The organism is Sporosarcina sp. ACRSL (genome assembly GCF_022346605.1).
Lineage (GTDB): Bacteria > Bacillota > Bacilli > Bacillales_A > Planococcaceae > Sporosarcina.
The window spans coordinates 89,918-106,485 of sequence record NZ_JAKRNT010000011.1; the positions used below are offsets into that span (position 1 = coordinate 89,918).

The 16,568-nt window shown below is 42.9% G+C and carries 20 protein-coding genes and 1 riboswitch; of the genes, 18 read left to right on the forward strand and 2 right to left on the reverse strand.

The annotated features are described in order from the left end of the window. The first annotated feature begins 50 nt into the window (after window positions 1-50). The 3 genes from MHZ92_RS16530 (at window position 51) to MHZ92_RS16540 (ending at window position 2,930) form a co-directional block, all read left to right on the forward strand. Window positions 51-713, forward strand: a complete 663-nt coding sequence (locus tag MHZ92_RS16530; RefSeq protein WP_239432813.1) for a ribonuclease H family protein — start codon at window positions 51-53, stop codon at window positions 711-713. 291 nt (window positions 714-1,004) lie between these two features. Then, window positions 1,005-2,054 (forward strand): LLM class flavin-dependent oxidoreductase, encoded by a 1,050-nt coding sequence (locus MHZ92_RS16535; RefSeq protein WP_239432814.1) that lies wholly within the window; start codon window positions 1,005-1,007, stop codon window positions 2,052-2,054. 30 nt (window positions 2,055-2,084) lie between these two features. Further along, window positions 2,085-2,930 carry an MBL fold metallo-hydrolase gene (locus tag MHZ92_RS16540; protein WP_239432815.1) on the forward strand — a complete coding sequence of 282 codons (846 nt, stop codon included), beginning with the start codon at window positions 2,085-2,087 and terminating at the stop codon, window positions 2,928-2,930. Between the two features lie 161 nt (window positions 2,931-3,091). On the opposite strand, the gene MHZ92_RS16545 is transcribed toward MHZ92_RS16540, so the two are convergent. Continuing rightward, window positions 3,092-3,421, reverse strand: coding sequence for a DUF3889 domain-containing protein (locus MHZ92_RS16545; RefSeq protein WP_239432816.1), 330 nt, complete (start codon window positions 3,419-3,421; stop codon window positions 3,092-3,094). A gap of 131 nt (window positions 3,422-3,552) precedes the next feature. Between MHZ92_RS16545 and MHZ92_RS16550 the strand changes: the two genes are divergently transcribed. From MHZ92_RS16550 to MHZ92_RS16560, 3 genes are all read left to right on the forward strand, one after another. Beyond that, complete coding sequence (locus tag MHZ92_RS16550) at window positions 3,553-4,149, forward strand: ATP-binding protein (RefSeq protein WP_239432817.1); 597 nt, start codon at window positions 3,553-3,555, stop codon at window positions 4,147-4,149. 72 nt (window positions 4,150-4,221) lie between these two features. Beyond that, window positions 4,222-5,151: a polysaccharide deacetylase family protein gene (locus tag MHZ92_RS16555; RefSeq protein WP_370644768.1), complete on the forward strand. Its 930-nt coding sequence runs from the start codon at window positions 4,222-4,224 to the stop codon at window positions 5,149-5,151. 87 nt (window positions 5,152-5,238) lie between these two features. Then, window positions 5,239-5,730: a hypothetical protein gene (locus MHZ92_RS16560; RefSeq protein WP_239432819.1), complete on the forward strand. Its 492-nt coding sequence runs from the start codon at window positions 5,239-5,241 to the stop codon at window positions 5,728-5,730. 46 nt (window positions 5,731-5,776) lie between these two features. Here the strand turns inward: MHZ92_RS16560 and MHZ92_RS16565 are convergent, their stop codons facing one another. Further along, on the reverse strand, window positions 5,777-6,157 hold the full coding sequence (locus MHZ92_RS16565) for a helix-turn-helix domain-containing protein (protein WP_255723619.1): 381 nt from the start codon (window positions 6,155-6,157) through the stop codon (window positions 5,777-5,779). A gap of 250 nt (window positions 6,158-6,407) precedes the next feature. Between MHZ92_RS16565 and MHZ92_RS16570 the strand changes: the two genes are divergently transcribed. From MHZ92_RS16570 to MHZ92_RS16625, 12 genes are all read left to right on the forward strand, one after another. Next, window positions 6,408-7,403 (forward strand): YecA family protein, encoded by a 996-nt coding sequence (locus tag MHZ92_RS16570; protein WP_239432821.1) that lies wholly within the window; start codon window positions 6,408-6,410, stop codon window positions 7,401-7,403. A gap of 84 nt (window positions 7,404-7,487) precedes the next feature. Then, window positions 7,488-7,802 (forward strand): hypothetical protein, encoded by a 315-nt coding sequence (locus tag MHZ92_RS16575; RefSeq protein ID WP_239432822.1) that lies wholly within the window; start codon window positions 7,488-7,490, stop codon window positions 7,800-7,802. 168 nt (window positions 7,803-7,970) lie between these two features. Further along, window positions 7,971-8,453, forward strand: a complete 483-nt coding sequence (locus MHZ92_RS16580) for an NUDIX hydrolase (RefSeq protein WP_239432823.1) — start codon at window positions 7,971-7,973, stop codon at window positions 8,451-8,453. A 275-nt stretch (window positions 8,454-8,728) separates the two neighbouring features. Beyond that, window positions 8,729-8,835, forward strand: a riboswitch (TPP riboswitch). A 77-nt stretch (window positions 8,836-8,912) separates the two neighbouring features. Further along, a complete protein-coding gene (locus MHZ92_RS16585) occupies window positions 8,913-9,494 on the forward strand; it encodes a Ykof family thiamine-binding protein (RefSeq protein ID WP_239432824.1) in 582 nt (193 codons plus the stop codon). Between the two features lies 1 nt (window position 9,495). Next, on the forward strand, window positions 9,496-10,077 hold the full coding sequence (locus tag MHZ92_RS16590; protein WP_239432825.1) for an ECF transporter S component: 582 nt from the start codon (window positions 9,496-9,498) through the stop codon (window positions 10,075-10,077). Beyond that, a complete protein-coding gene (locus MHZ92_RS16595) occupies window positions 10,070-11,440 on the forward strand; it encodes an ABC transporter ATP-binding protein (protein ID WP_239432826.1) in 1,371 nt (456 codons plus the stop codon). Before MHZ92_RS16590 ends, MHZ92_RS16595 begins: the two co-directional genes overlap by 8 nt. Next, window positions 11,421-12,176, forward strand: coding sequence for an energy-coupling factor transporter transmembrane component T family protein (locus tag MHZ92_RS16600; protein WP_239432827.1), 756 nt, complete (start codon window positions 11,421-11,423; stop codon window positions 12,174-12,176). Before MHZ92_RS16595 ends, MHZ92_RS16600 begins: the two co-directional genes overlap by 20 nt. Before the next feature lie 103 nt (window positions 12,177-12,279). Next, window positions 12,280-13,353, forward strand: coding sequence for a metallophosphoesterase (locus tag MHZ92_RS16605; protein ID WP_239432828.1), 1,074 nt, complete (start codon window positions 12,280-12,282; stop codon window positions 13,351-13,353). 280 nt (window positions 13,354-13,633) lie between these two features. Continuing rightward, window positions 13,634-14,212: a VanZ family protein gene (locus MHZ92_RS16610; RefSeq protein WP_239432829.1), complete on the forward strand. Its 579-nt coding sequence runs from the start codon at window positions 13,634-13,636 to the stop codon at window positions 14,210-14,212. Between the two features lie 3 nt (window positions 14,213-14,215). Beyond that, entirely contained in the window at window positions 14,216-14,737 is a 522-nt protein-coding gene (locus MHZ92_RS16615; RefSeq protein ID WP_239432830.1) for a hypothetical protein, read from the forward strand. A 253-nt stretch (window positions 14,738-14,990) separates the two neighbouring features. Next, on the forward strand, window positions 14,991-16,070 hold the full coding sequence (gene rsgA, locus MHZ92_RS16620; RefSeq protein WP_239432887.1) for a ribosome small subunit-dependent GTPase A: 1,080 nt from the start codon (window positions 14,991-14,993) through the stop codon (window positions 16,068-16,070). Between the two features lie 51 nt (window positions 16,071-16,121). Then, window positions 16,122-16,526 (forward strand): hypothetical protein, encoded by a 405-nt coding sequence (locus tag MHZ92_RS16625; protein WP_370644769.1) that lies wholly within the window; start codon window positions 16,122-16,124, stop codon window positions 16,524-16,526. Window positions 16,527-16,568 lie beyond the last annotated feature (42 nt).

Sequence of the window (16,568 nt, forward strand, 5' to 3'; positions counted from 1 at the left end):
GAATAGATGAATACTACTAGGCAACAAGGATTGCAATGGGAGGGGTAAATATGTACGTTAGCGTCGAATGGACATACAAAGCTCGTAAGGGACCTGAAACGGTCTTCCGTTCCGAAGAAATGGACGCAGCACAAGCAGTCATCATTGCAGAGGATTTGGAAAAGACAGGCCTTACGAAACAAATTGTATTTATCGATCGGTTTGATAGTTCGTGGACAGTTAAGGAAATGAAGGGCTACTTGAAAGGGATTGAAACGGAACCGCATAATATAACAGTCTATTTTGACGGGGGATTCGACGTAACAACGAAAGTGGCGGGATTAGGTTGTGTCATTTATTACAACCAAAATGGAAAATCGTACAGACTTAGGAGAAATGCTTCCATCAATGAAGTTATTTCGAATAATGAGGCGGAATACGCAGCACTTTATTTTTCATTGCAAGAGCTGGAACTGTTGAATGTCCATAACTTGGACGTGCGATTTATCGGCGATTCCCGTGTCGTGATCAACCATTTGAGTGAGGAATGGCCGGTCATTGAACAGAACTTATTCAGTTGGGCGGACCGAATCGAAGCGAAAATGAAAGAACTGGGCATTCGTCCGGAGTATGAGCTCGTATCCCGTAAAGCAAATACGGAGGCAGACCGGCTTGCAGGCCAGGCAATGAACGGTATTGAAATAACGGCGACGAGTGAATTAAGTAAGGAATAAAAAAGTCCCCAATTGGGAACCAAGGATTTTAACTTATAGTTTTTAACAGCGAATAAGTATGTGTAACTTTATTTTTTACAAGTCTTGCATTCCGACTTACCACATTTTTTGCATTTTGCCACACGCTCACTCCTTTACGAGGCTATATCCAACTTTATTCAAATGGAATCACAGATATGCACTACCAAAGCTTGGACAATAAAATTATGAAGAAGCGCTCAAAACAGTTGTTGCATGCAAGTTGGTATACAATAAATGCAAAAGTGTTTATTCAATGGGGAGGAAATTGTAATGGAAATTGGTGTAACAACTTTCGTAGAAACGACTCCGGATGTCGAAACGGGTCAAGTCATAAGTCATGCGGAGCGTATCCGCGAAGTCGTGGAAGAAATCGTATTGGCAGATCAGGTCGGATTGGATGTCTTCGGCGTGGGGGAACACCACCGCGCGGATTATGCCTGTTCAGCGCCTACCGTATTACTCGCTGCAGTTGCTGCACGGACGAGTAGGATTAAATTGACGAGCGCGGTCTCCGTCCTATCATCTGATGACCCTGTACGACTTTATCAGCAATTCGCGACAGTCGATGCCATTTCAAACGGACGGGCGGAAATCATGGCAGGCCGTGGATCATTCATCGAATCATTCCCTCTATTCGGCTATGATCTTCAGGATTATAATGAATTATTCGATGAGAAACTGGAGTTATTATTGAAAATAAATGAATCGGAAAAGGTCACATGGAATGGAAAGCATCGTCCATCCATTCCCAATCTAGGTGTGTATCCACGCCCTGAACAAGACCGATTGCCGATTTGGATTGCAAGTGGCGGTACCCCGCAATCTGCAGTTCGGGCAGGAGTCCTTGGATTGCCTTTAGTCCTTGCCATCATCGGAGGAAGCCCGTTGCACTTTGCCCGAATCGTCGACTTATATAAGCGAGCGGCAGAACAGGCAGGGCATGACGTATCGAAGCTCAAAATCGCTTCCCATTCCCATGGATTTGTCGGAGAGACAACCGCGGAAGCGAAGGACAAGTTCTTCCCGTCCACTGCACAGGCAATGAATGTGTTAGGGAAAGAGCGTGGTTGGGGACCGTACACACGGGATACATTCGAGGCAGCGAGTAGTTTGGAAGGAGCCTTGTACGTAGGGGACGCAGCGACCGTGGCGGAAAAAATCATCTTCCTTCGTAAAAATGTGGGGGTAGAACGGTTCATGCTCCACGTACCTGTCGGTTCCATGCCGCAAGAAGAAGTCATGAAGGCGATTGAGCTGCTCGGAACTAAGGTAGCGCCAATTGTGAAAGCTGAAATCGAACGTTGGGAAAATGAACAATAAAAGTGATAGCTATATGTTAGGAGTACAAATATGCAAAAACTAGTAAAGGTGACTGATCGCCTCTATTATTTACCGTCTGTCCAAGAAACGGACCGTCCAATTTTAGGAGCAATTATTGGAGAAGAAAAGACGCTGCTCATTGACGCGGGGAACTCCTCGCAACATACAAACCTATTTTTACAACAACTAAAGGAAATTGGGGTTGAACCCGATCTGCTCGCCCTTACTCACTGGCATTGGGATCATGTCTTCGGTTTGAGTGAAGTGGATATGCCTAGCATTGCCTTTCAAGAGTCATACGAGAATATGAAAGAAATGCAATCCCTCTCCTGGGAGGACGAAGACCTGGATCAACGTGTTCGGGAAGGGACAGAAATCGAATTTTGTGCAGATGCGATCAAGTTGGAATTTGGGAATGAGCGAAACATTGAAGTCAAGCTTCCAACGATGACATTTAAAGAACGCATGACGATCCATTTAGGCGACTTGACGTGTGAAATTGAACATGTAGGCGGCGACCATTCAAGCGATTCCTGTGTCATTTTCGTCCCAGAAGAAAAGGCTTTGTTTGTAGGAGATTGTCTATACGCAAACATGTACGCCGAAAAATGGAATTATACAGTAGAAAAAACGCTCAAACTTGTACAGAAACTGGAGACCTATGATGCGGATATCTTTTTCCTTTCCCATCATCCAGGTCCATTGACGAAAGAGGCCTTCAACTCGTTAGTGTACTTATTAAAAAGCGTCGCCGAGCTCACTCAGAAACACGCCGGCAACGAAGAAGCCATTCGTCAAGAATTGTCCGTCCACTTACAACGAAATCTCAACGAAGACGAACTTGAAACAATCACCTTCTTCGTAAACGGCCACTAAATTGTGCCGGTGCCTGTGCAAGACACATTTATGACTATTCATCATCATATATATTAATTCATTTATATTGTGGTGAAAGTCTATTATATAGGGGACTTGATTATCTGTTTATACAACTGTATTGAATAAACAGAATTGTTCGCTGCACAGGCACCGCTTTTTTACTTGGATGTTTCTTGGAAATTGATTTTCAGGAATTTGCCGGTTTCGGTATTGAATGTGATGTTGACGAATACGCCGAATTCGTGGCGGTCTTCTTTTAGCCATAACTTAAATTTTTCAATCGTTGTATCGCCATTTGTTTCGCTCCCGACATGCAAATAGTCAATAATATTTGCGTCGGGATATTTTTGTTTTGTTTCTTTGATCGCAAGCATTCCCCACTTAGCGTATGCTGGGTTTTCTTGCTGTGCGGGAGTGAGGTTTGGGATGTATATGAGTGAGGGATAAGCAGCCATCAAAAGCCCAAGGGCCATAATTAAATTTCTCATCAGACACCAACTCCATTCTACATTAAGTAGTTGTAGGATGAGTCAATTGTGTAGATTCATTCCGTTCGTGCACGAGTAAGAAGGGAAAGTCGTAAACAGTTTCAGAGAATGAAAGATAAGGAGCTGTGGTAATGAAAAGGTTAGTCGTCATTACAGTTGGCAAGACGCATAGTGGGAAAACTACATTTGCGCGGAAGTTGGAGCAAGAGCTTAAAAATTCTATTGTGATGGATCAAGATAATCATGGGGCATTCATCAATAAGTATTACAAGAACTTACAACCGAAAACAGGGCCAAATACGCTTAAGCATGCCATTTCTCAACTAATCGTCGATTATGCAAAAGAACATAATGACTGTCATTTAATCATTTGCAATTCGAATCGAAGTCGGAGCGGTCGAACATATTTGCTTGAACAGTTATTTCCGGAGCATGAATTCATCCGCATCCTTGTCCATTTCGATTTACCAGATCACGTACTTCATGCTCGTGTACTAAACAGCCAACGCAGCACGGATATATTCAGAAGTGCTTCTAATTTTGAACAAGTGCTTGATCGACAAAATGCTGATTCTCTCAAGGAAGATGTTGTGGATCCTGTCGAAGGTGAAGCGGATCATTTATTTGTAATTAAAAACAGTGAAGAAGTGGAACATGTTATCGATAGAATACTAATGATTGACGAACTGGAGATTGGTAACGATACGCGAAGTATAGTTCCGAAGTGAACGGGAATCGTAAAGCCAACATCATCAAAATGGAGGACTTACGATGACAAACGATAACTTGGTGAAAATGTCATGAAATACGGACTGCTCATTAGCACACTAATTTTTGCATTTTGCTGCTTTGCAATTCCAAGTAATGCTATTTTTTTAGATTCAAACATACAAAAAACTTTGCGAAATGAAGCTCTTTTTCAGAAAATCAAAACCTACAGCGAACAGCATGAAATTAAGCCCATCGATGCAAAAGTGGACAGGGTTTGGAAAGCGATACCGGGGTATAACGGATTGCGTATTAACGTTGAAGCGAGTTATGAAAAAATGAAGGCAAAAGGGAAGTTCGATGAAACGTTGCTCGTATTTGAACAAGTGCCACCGAATGTCCATTTGGACGATCTCGATCCTCAACCGATTTTTCGCGGAAATCCGGAAAAGCCGATGGTATCTTTGAATATTAATGTTGCATGGGGAAATGAATACATTCCAACCATTCTTAACGTCTTGAATGAGCATCAAGTGAAAGCGACGTTTTTCTTCGATGGCAGTTGGACGAAAAAGAATCCAGATTTAGCGTTAATGATCTACAATGAAGGCCATGAAATCGGAAATCATGCCTACAGCCATCCTGATCTTCAGAAACGTTCAAGGACTGAGACGATGGAGGAAATTTCAAAAACGAATGATGTCATCGAAAAGACGATCGGGTTCAAGCCGAAATGGTTTGCACCACCAAGCGGAAGTTTTAATCAACAAACTGTCGATGTCGCCCACGAGCTTCAAATGAAAACGATTTTATGGACGGTCGATACGGTGGATTGGAAAAAGCCTTCACCAACCGAAATGGTCAATCGTGTCGTCTCAAAAGTGGAAAACGGTGCAATGATTCTCATGCATCCTACAGAGCCCGTTGCACAAGGATTAAGCGCAATGATAGCCGACATCAAGGCAAAAGGATATCAGCTCGGGACAGTCAGTGAGTTAATGAGTGAGGAACGGATTAATTGAAAGGTCAATCAACATTCAAAGGCCATCACTTTCTAATGAAGATGCATACTATGTAGCGAACGTTCCAATCGTGATGGAGGTATGTTATTGACGAACTTTCTTTCTTTTACAGGCAGGGTGATGGGAATCGATAACTTTCCAATTGTACAAAATGATCCCCAATTAGGCTGTTATAAGTTATTTTCACTGACGGATCGAGACGGTAAGACTGTTAATTTTGTTGTCGAACCTTCCACTTATTTTGTGGATCATGTACAAGTGAAGGTAGGGGATATTGTAACGGGGTTTTTCGATGTGGACGCGCCAGTGCCATTAATTTACCCTCCGCAATATCGGGCAATTGTAATGGCGAAGGAAAATCCAAATTACTTTGTGGAAGTGAGTTTCTTTAATAGCCAATTCATAAGCAGCGACGGTAATTTGAAATTGAATTTATCGAGGCAAACAGAAATCGTTCTCCAAAACGAGCAAGCCTTTACTGGGAATCCTGCAAACCGAAATCTGGTTGTCATCTATGGTGCTTCGACGAGAAGCATTCCAGCGCAAACGACACCATTTAAAATCATTGTGCTTTGTTAAACTTAACTTATACGAAAGAGCCGACCGCCCAGCCGATTGGCTCTTTTCATTCTTTTCCGTAATCCGTCTTTTTATCCATTAACCGTAAAACAGTTTTGGTATTATCAATGACATATTGAATTTCACTAATGTCACGTTCCATAAGCATGGACCGATGGATTTCTATCAGTAGCTTTTTGTCTGTAATATCCTTTGTATCTGAAAGGTTTTGGAAGTTGAATATCTCCATTGGCGTTATTTCAAGAGCATCGATGACTTTTTCCAAAGTTGCTAATGTCGCATTGCCTCTTCCGTTTTCGATTTCAGAAATTCGTGCTCGGGCAATCCCTGCTTTTTCCGCCAATTCTTCTTGATTCATTCCCTTTGCTTCTCTAATCATCTGTAAATGTTCTCCAACAAGACGTATGAAGTTTGAAGACGCAACCATGACCTATCACCTCTACTTATGAGCGTAGAGTAAAAATTGGAAGTTGATTATCCTTATAAATGCTACAAATATCATTCTTTGTACTATATAACGTACATAGGATAAATCTCGACAATTTTATTGTAAAATCAATCACTAAAAGCCTAAAGGACCAGTTGCCAAAGCAAAACAAGAAGTTGGAACCGTTTCGAATACGCCATAAAAATGGTAAACTGGAAGAGTTGTAAATTTGGTAAGGGAAGTGTTTTAAATGATTGGACGTAATGATCCTTGCCCTTGTGGCAGCGGAAAGAAATATAAGAAATGTTGTCAATCTAAAGAGGCCATCTCCGTTGAGACGGTCCATACGGAAGAACTGGAGCGAATTTTACAGACGTTTTATGATGAATATCCTGAGCGGAAAGATATCCCGGAATATTTGAAGCTAGCGAATGAATGGAAGCAGTCGCTGGGCACTTATTTGCCTGAAGAAGAGATGATTGAAGCGATTGTGTTGGATGAATTCTTCTTCCATCATCGACCGGATATTTGGATTGGCTATTTGGACAAACAGAGGAAAAAGCAATTGCGTCCTTCTGTATTACGAATACTTGACACTTGGCAGCAGCCCCGTGCATTTATTGGAGAAGTTATCGATGTTGACGATGCATACATAACTGTGAAGTTGATCTTTAACGAAGAAGTGGTTCGGTTACGGCGGGAAAATGAAAAGCCGATTCCTGTCGGTGTTCACCTATTCTGTTTCATTCTCCCTGACGAGACAGGGGAGGAAAATCAATATTTGGCCGTCTCCAGCCTACTCTTCTTCCCGACAGATCATGCAGAAGTGTTCGAGGAATTTGCAAAGCAATTTGAATCGCAAGAACAGAAGGTTAACGAATTCATAAAGGAAAATACAATTAAATTCTGGCTGTTGCTTGGGAAAAACGGCTATCAAGGCGGAGAGTTTACCGAATTTGAAGCTGGTGTATTACTAGACGCCATGGATTTTCTAGAAAAACATGATCGCAATCCAAATAAGCTATTGGAGATTGTGGAAGATTTCTTAGTCGAGCAACAACCGAATGCGCGTAAAGAGACAGCCATTGCAGCGGGTGCTATTCGTTTCGGCCAAGAACACTCCTTTTACGAACCGCTTTCCATGACGATGAAAGAAATAGCAGAATGGTTCGGGGTTTCACCTTCATCGATGAATAAATATTATAAAGAATTGGATGCATATTATCGTTCTAAAATTACTAATTAACTTACACGAGTGTGTAATACACCTACAATTCATTTCATTTCATACATACCCTATAGATGAATGAGAAATGAAGGAGGTATAGATGTGAGAAACCCTGAACAACATCACATGGGGGAAAGGCGCCATCATGATCACCGGCATGAGCATCATCACCATCACCATCACCATTTTCACACGGGACAAATGAGCCATCATGGTATGCATCATACAGGTGTCCATCATACAGGCGTCCATCATACAGGTGTCCATCCTACAGGTGTCCATCATACGGGTGTCCATCATACAGGTGTCCACCATATGGGTCACCACCATAGTCACCACCATACACACCACCATACGCACCACCATATGCACCAACACGGAATGCATGGAATGCACGGAGGCTTTAGTAATTTTTAATAAAGTAGCAAGCATCGAGGCAATTCATTCATCAAACCCTTTGACTGTATTGGTCAAAGGGTTTTGTTTAGCAAGTAAGATCAATCATCTCGAAGAAGAGCTTTAATTAATAGGAAAAGATTGTTATTATGAATAGAATAAGTATTCAAAGAATAGGGGATGGGGAAAATGGCCTGGCCGACGCATATTATAGCCTGTGGAGGGCTCGTTGAGGATGAAAGAGGGAATTTATTAATCGTGAAAACGCATCATGGTGGATGGGTGTTTCCGGGTGGACAAGTTGAAGTGGGGGAAAATCTCATCGATGGAGTAATCCGTGAAGTGAAAGAGGAAAGTGGCATCGATGTGGAAGTGAGCCACTTAATTGGGATGTATACAAACTCAGCCATCTATAAATGGTATGACGGAGTGACGGACGTCCCAACGAAAGTGATGTTCGATTTTGCATGCAAGCCGGTTGGTGGGGAGCTTTGCACATCAGATGAGACAACGGATTGCAAGTGGGTTCCAAAAGAAGAAGTATTGGATTATATTACACAACCTGCGATCCGGACCCGAATTGAAGAATATCTTGCGTTTGACGGCCAAGTGGAATATCAAGAATATGTCACGCATCCGGAGTTTAAAGTTAAATTGAGCAGAAAGGTGTAAGCGAAGCAGTTGAGATAGAAATGCTTGTTCATTTATGCGTGAATAAATTACTTTATACGTCGTTTTAGCGCTTTATGCGCGTTTCTATGGAATTATGCGTAAGTATTTGGGTTTATGCGTGAATGCATGAATTTAAGCTTGAAAATCTAGTTTTATGCGTAGTTGTGAGAAATTAGTGGAAAGATATGGACGAAAGTACGAGTTTGCCAGATTTCATTTACAATTAAAAATTCATCGTCTATACTAGTGGCAACATAAAAGACAACTACATACCGTTTCTGCACTAGGGGTGCCCAATATTGGCTGAGATGCGAGCAAGAGCTCCGATCCCTTATAACCCGATCAGGATAATACCTGCGTGGGGAAGTGTAGTGGCTTTCCATTGTTTTCATATTGGAGAAGTGCTACATCTTCCGGGATGTAGTTTTTTTTATGAAAATTTTCGGGAGGTCGAAGGAAATGGAATGTGGATTAAGCCCAATCGTCGGATTTCGTTTTTCATTACATCCGATGGCAGATGATTTTGTAAGTGTGATTAAAGGAGCGCTTGAACAAACGGATACGTCGAATGTTTGGATGCATACAGATGATGTGTCGACTGTTATTCGAGGCAAACAGGTACATGTGTTTAACGTGGCGAAGGCAATTACGCTCCATGCGGCGAAAACAGGCAAGCATATCGCGTTATCGGGAACTTTTTCAGCAGGATGCCCTGGTGATACAGCGGGGGATGTGTATTTAGATAAAGGTGATGAAGCGGCGAATACGGATGATACGAAACAGTATGTCTCCTCTCAATTTGCGCTCTATCCGATGAATAATCCAAATTATATGGATGTCATTTATCGCGAGGTGGAGAGGGCGAAAGAGTGGGGCGTCTATAACGAATCGATGCATTATGCGAGTGGTATTCACGGAGATATCCATGAAGTATTTGCATTTTACGAGGAGACATTCAGTCATGCACGCTCAGAAGAACATAAACATTTGGTCATGACTGTTTCGATGAGCATTAACAGTCCGTCTCATGGAGTGCAGTGACATGTTGAAGTCATGGAAGTTGAAAGAAGTTGTCCTGATGTCATTGTTTTCGGTCGTGTTCGGGATCGTCTATTTGCTCTTTTTGCATGTCGGGAATATTTGGGCGGGGTTTATTGGGCCAATCGCTTATGAATGGATCTTCGGCATCTGGTTTATCGTCTCGATCATTTGTATGTATATTATCCGGAAACCTGGAGCTGCTGTTATTTCGGAAACGATTGCCGCAGCTATTGAGGTCTTGCTTGGAAATGCGGTAGGTCCTCGTTTGATCCTGGCAGGTGTCATCCAAGGGTTAGGGGCCGAGGCGGCTTTTGCGGCAACACGCTATAAGCGATTTGATTTATGGGTGCTGATGTTGGCGGGTGTTGGCGCCTCGATATTCAGCTTCACCTATGGCTATCTATTAGGTGGATTTACGGTGTTCAGTACAGGTTATGTGCTACTTATGCTAGGCATCCGGATTGTGAGTGGAGCGGTGCTCGCGGGAATTGGTGGCAAGGTAGTCGTCGATGGCTTACTAGCGACGGGTTCGCTCCGCGGATATGCGATTACACGTACGAAGAAGGGTGAGGCCAGTGCCTGAAGTCATCCGGTTCGATGAAGTAAGTTTCTGCTTTCCCGATGAGGAGAAATGGATTTTTGAAAACCTTTCATTTTCCGTGGAAAGCGGGGAAAGGGTTGTCATCACAGGGTCGAGCGGAAGCGGCAAATCGACGATGCTCTATTTATGCAACCGGTTGTACCCGGAAAATTGCGATGGCATTGTGAGAGGTTCTGTCAAATTATTCGATAGGGAAAGCGACTCCTATAAGCCTGGTGAAGTGAATCATCGAATAGCGACAGTTTTCCAAGATCCTGATTCACAATTTTGCATGCAAACTGTAGAAGAAGAGCTTGCCTTCACGCTTGAAAACTTGAACGTGGATCGAGCTGAAATGGATGCGAGAATCGAAGATGTTTTGGAGTTAACGGATTTGACCGATTTCCGTCATTCCGTCATTCAACAGCTGTCGGGCGGGGAAAAGCAACGGATTGCTACAGCCTGTGCATTGATTATGGAGCCCGAAGTTCTTCTGCTTGATGAACCAATCTCTCATTTGGATCCTTATACAGCGAAAAAGTTTATTAGCTGGTTGGATGAGCTTCAAAGGAAACGGTCCTTGACGATTTTGGCCATTGAGCATCGGTTGGATGTCTGGGGTGATTTCTTCGACCGGGAAATTCAGTTGGAGAAAAAAGCTATCGCTTCTCCAATGCATAAAAGGATGAGCAGCAAACAAAACCAGCGATCACTTGATGTTAGTCAAGTTCATACGGATTCATTCCTGAAAGAGGTTTCATTCACTTTAGACCGAGGGGAAGTGGCAGTCCTTGCGGGTCCGAATGGAAGTGGCAAATCTACCTTGTTGAAAGCGTTATGCGGATTGATTCCTGCGAATGGAACAGTGCATCCTTCTAACCTAGGATATGTCCCTCAATCACCTGAATTTTTATTCGTGACGAAAACAGTTCGTAACGAAATTGCGTTCGGTGGCGGCACTCGCGTGGACGAATTGCTTGATCGTTTGCATTTGTTGACAGTTGATGATGCCCACCCTTTTGCCGTCAGCCATGGGCAAAAGAGGAGAGTGGCCATCGCTTCGATGTTGTGCGACGGCAGAGAAATCATATTGATGGATGAGCCGACGTCCGGGCAAGATGCCGCTTCCATGGCGGAGTTGTTTCGGTTGATCGATGAGCGGGCAAGGGAAGGGACTACCTTCTTACTTGTCACTCATGATATGGAATTTGCTTACCATGTGGCGGATTCGATTTTGTTAATGAAAAATGGTACTCTGACTGGGAAGTTTGACGCTGAGCAAGTTTGGGAAGACGAGGAAATGCTTGCTAAGCATCATTTATTGCAGCCGAAAGGATGGGTGCAGCGTGAATACAGCTTTGCATAATATGAACCCTTCTGTAAAGTTCATTGCCGTAACAGTTTGCATGTTCACGCTCGCCTTCTATTTCAATCCTTGGACACCGCTGTTTGTCTGGATCGGTGTACTGGCATTGCAACTACTCTTCAGCCGGATCGATTGGAAACTATGGATTCTATTCATGATTCCGTTCTTCATCATGGCGTTCGGTTATTTTTGGACGACGCTCGTTTTTGCTGAAGATAAGTCAGGGCCAGTCGTCCTTTCAATTTGGTCGTTCCATATTACAGAAGTCCAGCTGAATCATGCTCTATCTCTAAGCTTTCGTGTCTTGGCGTTTTCCGGATTATCACTGCTTTTCGCATTGACGACCAATCCTGTTTCGTTCATCTTAAGTTTAATGCAGCAAATGAAACTATCACCGAAAATTGCATATAGCATACTCGTAGGGTATCAGTTTCTGCCTGTCTTGAAAGATGAATTCGTCCAAATCCAGCAAGCCCATCGTCTTAGAGGAGCGGCACAGGAGAAAAATGTGTTTCGCCGGCTGATGCATATGCGAAAAATTCTTCTGCCGATGCTCGCGGGTGCTGTCCGAAAAGCGGAAAGGGCTGCATTCGCAATGGAGGCAAGGGGATTTACGGGAGAGAAAAGGAACAGCTTTTACAAGGTCATTCGCGTTGGCAAAGTAGACGGGTATATGGTGGGCCTTTTCATGATCCTGCTTGTCGTAAGCTGTACGAGTGTATTTTATATAAATTAAGTTTCGAGGGTCCCACCTGTCTGTTTCAGTGGGACCCTTTAACTTCCATATGGTATAGTCATTCTTAGAGAATATAGATGATTCTGCTAAAGGGGATATAGAGATGATCGATGTAAGAGAATTGAAATTAGATAAAAACAGAAGAGTCATTGTCACTTCAGATATTCATGCCAATCTCCCGTTGTTTCAAGAGTTACTTGAGAAAGTGAACTATACGACAGAAGATTATTTATTCATCAACGGAGACCTTTGCGAAAAAGGGCCGGACAGCTTGTCGACAGTAGCATTTGCAAGAAGGCTAAGCGCCGAGTCAGATCGGGTTTTTATTACAAAAGGGAATTGCGATGTCGTTCACGATTACGTATTCAATCATGTGGAAGGCATTAAAAACTACATGCGTCAAAGGAAGAACTCTATTTTGAATGAAATGCTTGACCGCCACGGGAAAACGCTTGACGAGTTTGAAACGCTCCAGCAACTTGGAGACTTTTATCGGAGTGAGTTCGGTGATGTGCTTGACTGGCTGGATCAACTGCCAATTGCCTTTGAGACAGACGATTTCATCATCATTCATGCAGGCGTTGAGGACATTCTGGATTGGAAGGAGACGAGCCGAGAAGTTGCTCTTTATACTCCTGCATTTTACGAGAAAGGGCATCAGGCGGATAAGACGGTCATCGTTGGGCATTGGCCGGTCGTCAACTATCGGGCAAATTCAGTTAGCTCGAACAGCCCGCTGATTGATCTGGAAAAGAGGATTATTTCCATAGATGGCGGGAATCAAATCAAAAGCGATGGGCAGCTAAATGCACTATTGATGACGGGTGAAGACATCAGTTATACATATGTGGACGGTTTGAATGAAAAAACGATTTTACGGAGTCATACAGAGGATATGGGACGGGTCGGAACAGTAACATACCCGAATTATGAAGTACGCATTGTTCAGGAAGACGAGTTTTTTACATTATGCGAGAATACAAATCTAGGCATAGAGCAGTGGATCAAAAATGAATTTATCCAAGATAACCAATGTAAAAATGACTTGAGCACAAGTTTTTTATCTGTTGAAAAAGGGGAAACCGTCTCAATCATTGATGAGCGACAAGCGGGATATACATTAGTGAAATTGCGGACTGGCGAAGTCGGTTGGATTCCGAAGAATTGCTTGGTTTGATGATAAAAGCTTCGAAGGCTAGGGGCCTGTCGAAGCTTTTCATTATAGGTTAAAGGTCATAGAATGACGATAAAGTTGTGAAGATGACCGATAACTCGTCTAGAATGATCGATAAAATTTGAGAATTGACCGATAAAGTCCCGGAAATGACCGATAACTTCCGGGAAATGATTGATAACTAGTAGCAGGTGGTAAACATTCAAGAATAGTTGATTGGAACATCTCTCAACATGGACACGTCAAGCTCTATGAGAAGTAAACGGAGTCAAGAGGAGGAGCCATGGGATTAATTGCTACATACTTCGTGAATATGTTTGGATATATGATTGTTGCCTTGCCGATATATCTCATCGCACGACTAATTTTCGTTAAAATAAGGAAACGGCCGGTCAGTAAATCGCGAGAAATATTGCTCGCACTATTTGTCTTGTACTTAGTTGGGCTAGCTTCTCAAACGATTATTCCAGAGTGGAATATACGCGTGGAGGGAGGCAGATTTTATTTCGACGTTTACCTTTACAATAATCTTACGACTGTCAACTTCATCCCATTTCGAACAATCTTCAGTTACTCTCAATATGTGAGCGATTGGGATAGTGTTTCGCTCGTGAACCTGCTCGGAAATGTGTTCGTTTTTTCACCAATTGGATTCTTCATTCCGCTGTTATGGAGAAGGTTTGATTCATTCACATCCATCTTCTTTATCGGCTTGGGCGTCACATGTTTTATTGAAAGCATACAATACTTCATCGGTCGTAGCACCGATATTGACGATATTATTTTGAATACGGTTGGGGTTCTTATTGGGTATTTCGTAAATATAGGCTATCGAAAAGTTTGGAAACCAACGGGGGAGTGAGGGATGAACTCAAAAAACGTCATTAAGATATTGGTCGCCATGCTTTTGTTATTGGGGTATGCGAGTTTAAACTTATTTAAAGAAAATCGTGAATTAAAACAAGAAGCAGGATGGGAAAACAAAAGGGCTGTAAACGAAACGATTGAGAAACTGAAAAACGTTTATGACAAGGATCATTCCTATTGGGAAGTAAAGATTAAACAAGAAAATGGGGAGATTTTATTAGAGCAGTATATCTCGGAGCTCCGTAAGTCTGAGTGGTATTTTCTTTTCTTAGACAGTTCCATTTCGAGGGTCGCTGTACCACTTAAGTCTATTGGAGATCATTTAGAGGAATTAAAGGAAGAGGGTACTCTCAGTGAAGAAAAGAAAACTCGGATGCATGAGGATGTCTTGCTTGTGAGGACGGTACTTGGGCAAGTCATTACAATAGCTGAGGGCAAAAGGAATGGTTGGTACAAAGAGTTCCGTGACGGGGATTCGGATATCGCAAACTACGTGAAAAAGGAAATTGATGTGGAGTAGAAAGAATAGAGATTTTATCCAATTGGGTCATTGACAATTCTACGTAGTTCAGTTATAGTTAGCTTAACTTTTCAGAAAGTAGGTGATGTTTTATGGTTAAAATCAATACGGCTATTGCAAATTTGATCGGCACCATAATTTCACCTGCCATGCCTTCGTAATAGGCATGTTTCTTCTGTTATGCGCGTGAAAGCATGGTGTCCGATCCGGAACCATGCTTTTTTATATGCCCATAATAGGAGGAAGTAATTTGATTAATTTAAACGAATACGGTTGGAATCAATTCCATCAAGAAAATATGGATACGATAGTTGAAGAATTGAAAGCGGAAAATTGCGGTGCGGGACGCGTCACGCTTGAACATAAAAGGATGTACCGAGTCATGACTGCGGAAGGGGAATGGCTATCCGTCTGTTCGGGGGCATTTCAACATGCCGCGTATGAACGAAGGGATTATCCGGCAGTCGGGGATTGGGTAGTCGTTGAAAGAATGCCCGGCGAGGAGCGCGGCATTATCCATGCGATTCTGCCTAGGACATCGCTCTTTTCAAGAAAATCGGCAGGTTCGACGATTTCCGAACAGATCATTGCAGTGAACGTCGACATCGTTTTTCTCGTCATGTCGATGAACGATGATTTCAATGCAAGACGATTGGAACGTTATCTTGTCGCAGCCTATGATTCTGGAGCGACGCCAGTTGTCGTCCTCACAAAAAAGGATCTTACCGATGATCCCGATCATTATTTGGAATTGGCGAAAGCCATTGCATTCGGTACGGATGTTTTCTCGGTTAGCAATACGACCGGAGAAGGCGTCGAACAGATTACGGATTTGCTGAAAAACGGCAAAACGGCAGCATTACTAGGATCTTCCGGTGTCGGAAAATCATCTCTCGTCAACTCGATTTGCGGGGAAGGGAAGATGGCGGTGCAAGGCATTCGCGAAGATGACGCAAAAGGAAGGCATACAACGACCCACCGAGAGCTCATTAAAATTCCAACAGGAGGAGTGCTCATCGATACACCGGGGATGAGGGAATTCCAGTTGTGGAATGAAAGTGAGAGCCTCGACTCCGGCTTTAAAGATATCGAGGAATTGGCAGCATCCTGCAAATTCGGAGATTGCCGCCACGAAAGCGAACCGGGTTGCGCGATTCAACAAGCACTCGATTCTGGCGAATTGTCGAGAGAACGTTACGGGAACTATGTAAAACTCCAGAAAGAACTCGCATTTCTCGACCGGAAAATGGATCGTCAAGCGCAAGCCGCCGAACGGGATAAATGGAAGAAGATAACGAAAGGCATGCGAAAGCATCCATCGAATAAGAAATAAGCAATTACAAAAGCGGAGGGTTGTCAAAAGGTCAGTAGAAACTGACTTTCTGTGACACCCCTTCTTTTTCTTTTATGCGGACTTCATATTATTTCAGGCGGTTTGTCCATGTTATCAGGCGTTCTTCATGTTGTTTCAGGCTGTTTGTCGATGTTATCAGGCGGTCTTCATATTATTTCAGGCGGTTCGTCCATGTTATCAGGCGGTCTTCATATTATTTCAGGCGGTTTGTCGATGTTATCAGGCGGTCTTCGTATTATTTCAGGCGGTTTGTCGATGTTATCAGGCGGTCTTCATATTATTTCAGGCGGTTTGTCGATGTTATCAGGGTCTTCATATTATTTCAGGCGGTTTGTCGATGTTATCAGGCGGTCCTCATGTTATTTCAGGCGGTCACCGTTTTATTTGCTGGACGACTCTCCGCTTTTTCATGACAAATGTCATCTCAAATCGTGACAGAGCATACTGAAAAAAACTTCTCTTATCCTTTATAGTTTG

Bases quoted from the DNA above. Each gene is read 5' to 3' on its own strand.
- MHZ92_RS16545 (WP_239432816.1), bottom strand. From the start codon at position 3,421: ATGAGAAATTTAATTATGGCCCTTGGGCTTTTGATGGCTGCTTATCCC.
- MHZ92_RS16535 (WP_239432814.1), top strand. From the start codon at position 1,005: ATGGAAATTGGTGTAACAACTTTCGTAGAAACGACTCCGGATGTCGAA.
- MHZ92_RS16565 (WP_255723619.1), bottom strand. From the start codon at position 6,157: ATGGTTGCGTCTTCAAACTTCATACGTCTTGTTGGAGAACATTTACAG.
- MHZ92_RS16585 (WP_239432824.1), top strand. From the start codon at position 8,913: ATGGAATGTGGATTAAGCCCAATCGTCGGATTTCGTTTTTCATTACAT.
- MHZ92_RS16615 (WP_239432830.1), top strand. From the start codon at position 14,216: ATGAACTCAAAAAACGTCATTAAGATATTGGTCGCCATGCTTTTGTTA.
- MHZ92_RS16590 (WP_239432825.1), top strand. From the start codon at position 9,496: ATGTTGAAGTCATGGAAGTTGAAAGAAGTTGTCCTGATGTCATTGTTT.
- MHZ92_RS16555 (WP_370644768.1), top strand. From the start codon at position 4,222: ATGAAATACGGACTGCTCATTAGCACACTAATTTTTGCATTTTGCTGC.
- MHZ92_RS16610 (WP_239432829.1), top strand. From the start codon at position 13,634: ATGGGATTAATTGCTACATACTTCGTGAATATGTTTGGATATATGATT.
- MHZ92_RS16570 (WP_239432821.1), top strand. From the start codon at position 6,408: ATGATTGGACGTAATGATCCTTGCCCTTGTGGCAGCGGAAAGAAATAT.
- MHZ92_RS16530 (WP_239432813.1), top strand. From the start codon at position 51: ATGTACGTTAGCGTCGAATGGACATACAAAGCTCGTAAGGGACCTGAA.
- MHZ92_RS16580 (WP_239432823.1), top strand. From the start codon at position 7,971: ATGGCCTGGCCGACGCATATTATAGCCTGTGGAGGGCTCGTTGAGGAT.
- MHZ92_RS16550 (WP_239432817.1), top strand. From the start codon at position 3,553: ATGAAAAGGTTAGTCGTCATTACAGTTGGCAAGACGCATAGTGGGAAA.
- MHZ92_RS16540 (WP_239432815.1), top strand. From the start codon at position 2,085: ATGCAAAAACTAGTAAAGGTGACTGATCGCCTCTATTATTTACCGTCT.
- MHZ92_RS16605 (WP_239432828.1), top strand. From the start codon at position 12,280: ATGATCGATGTAAGAGAATTGAAATTAGATAAAAACAGAAGAGTCATT.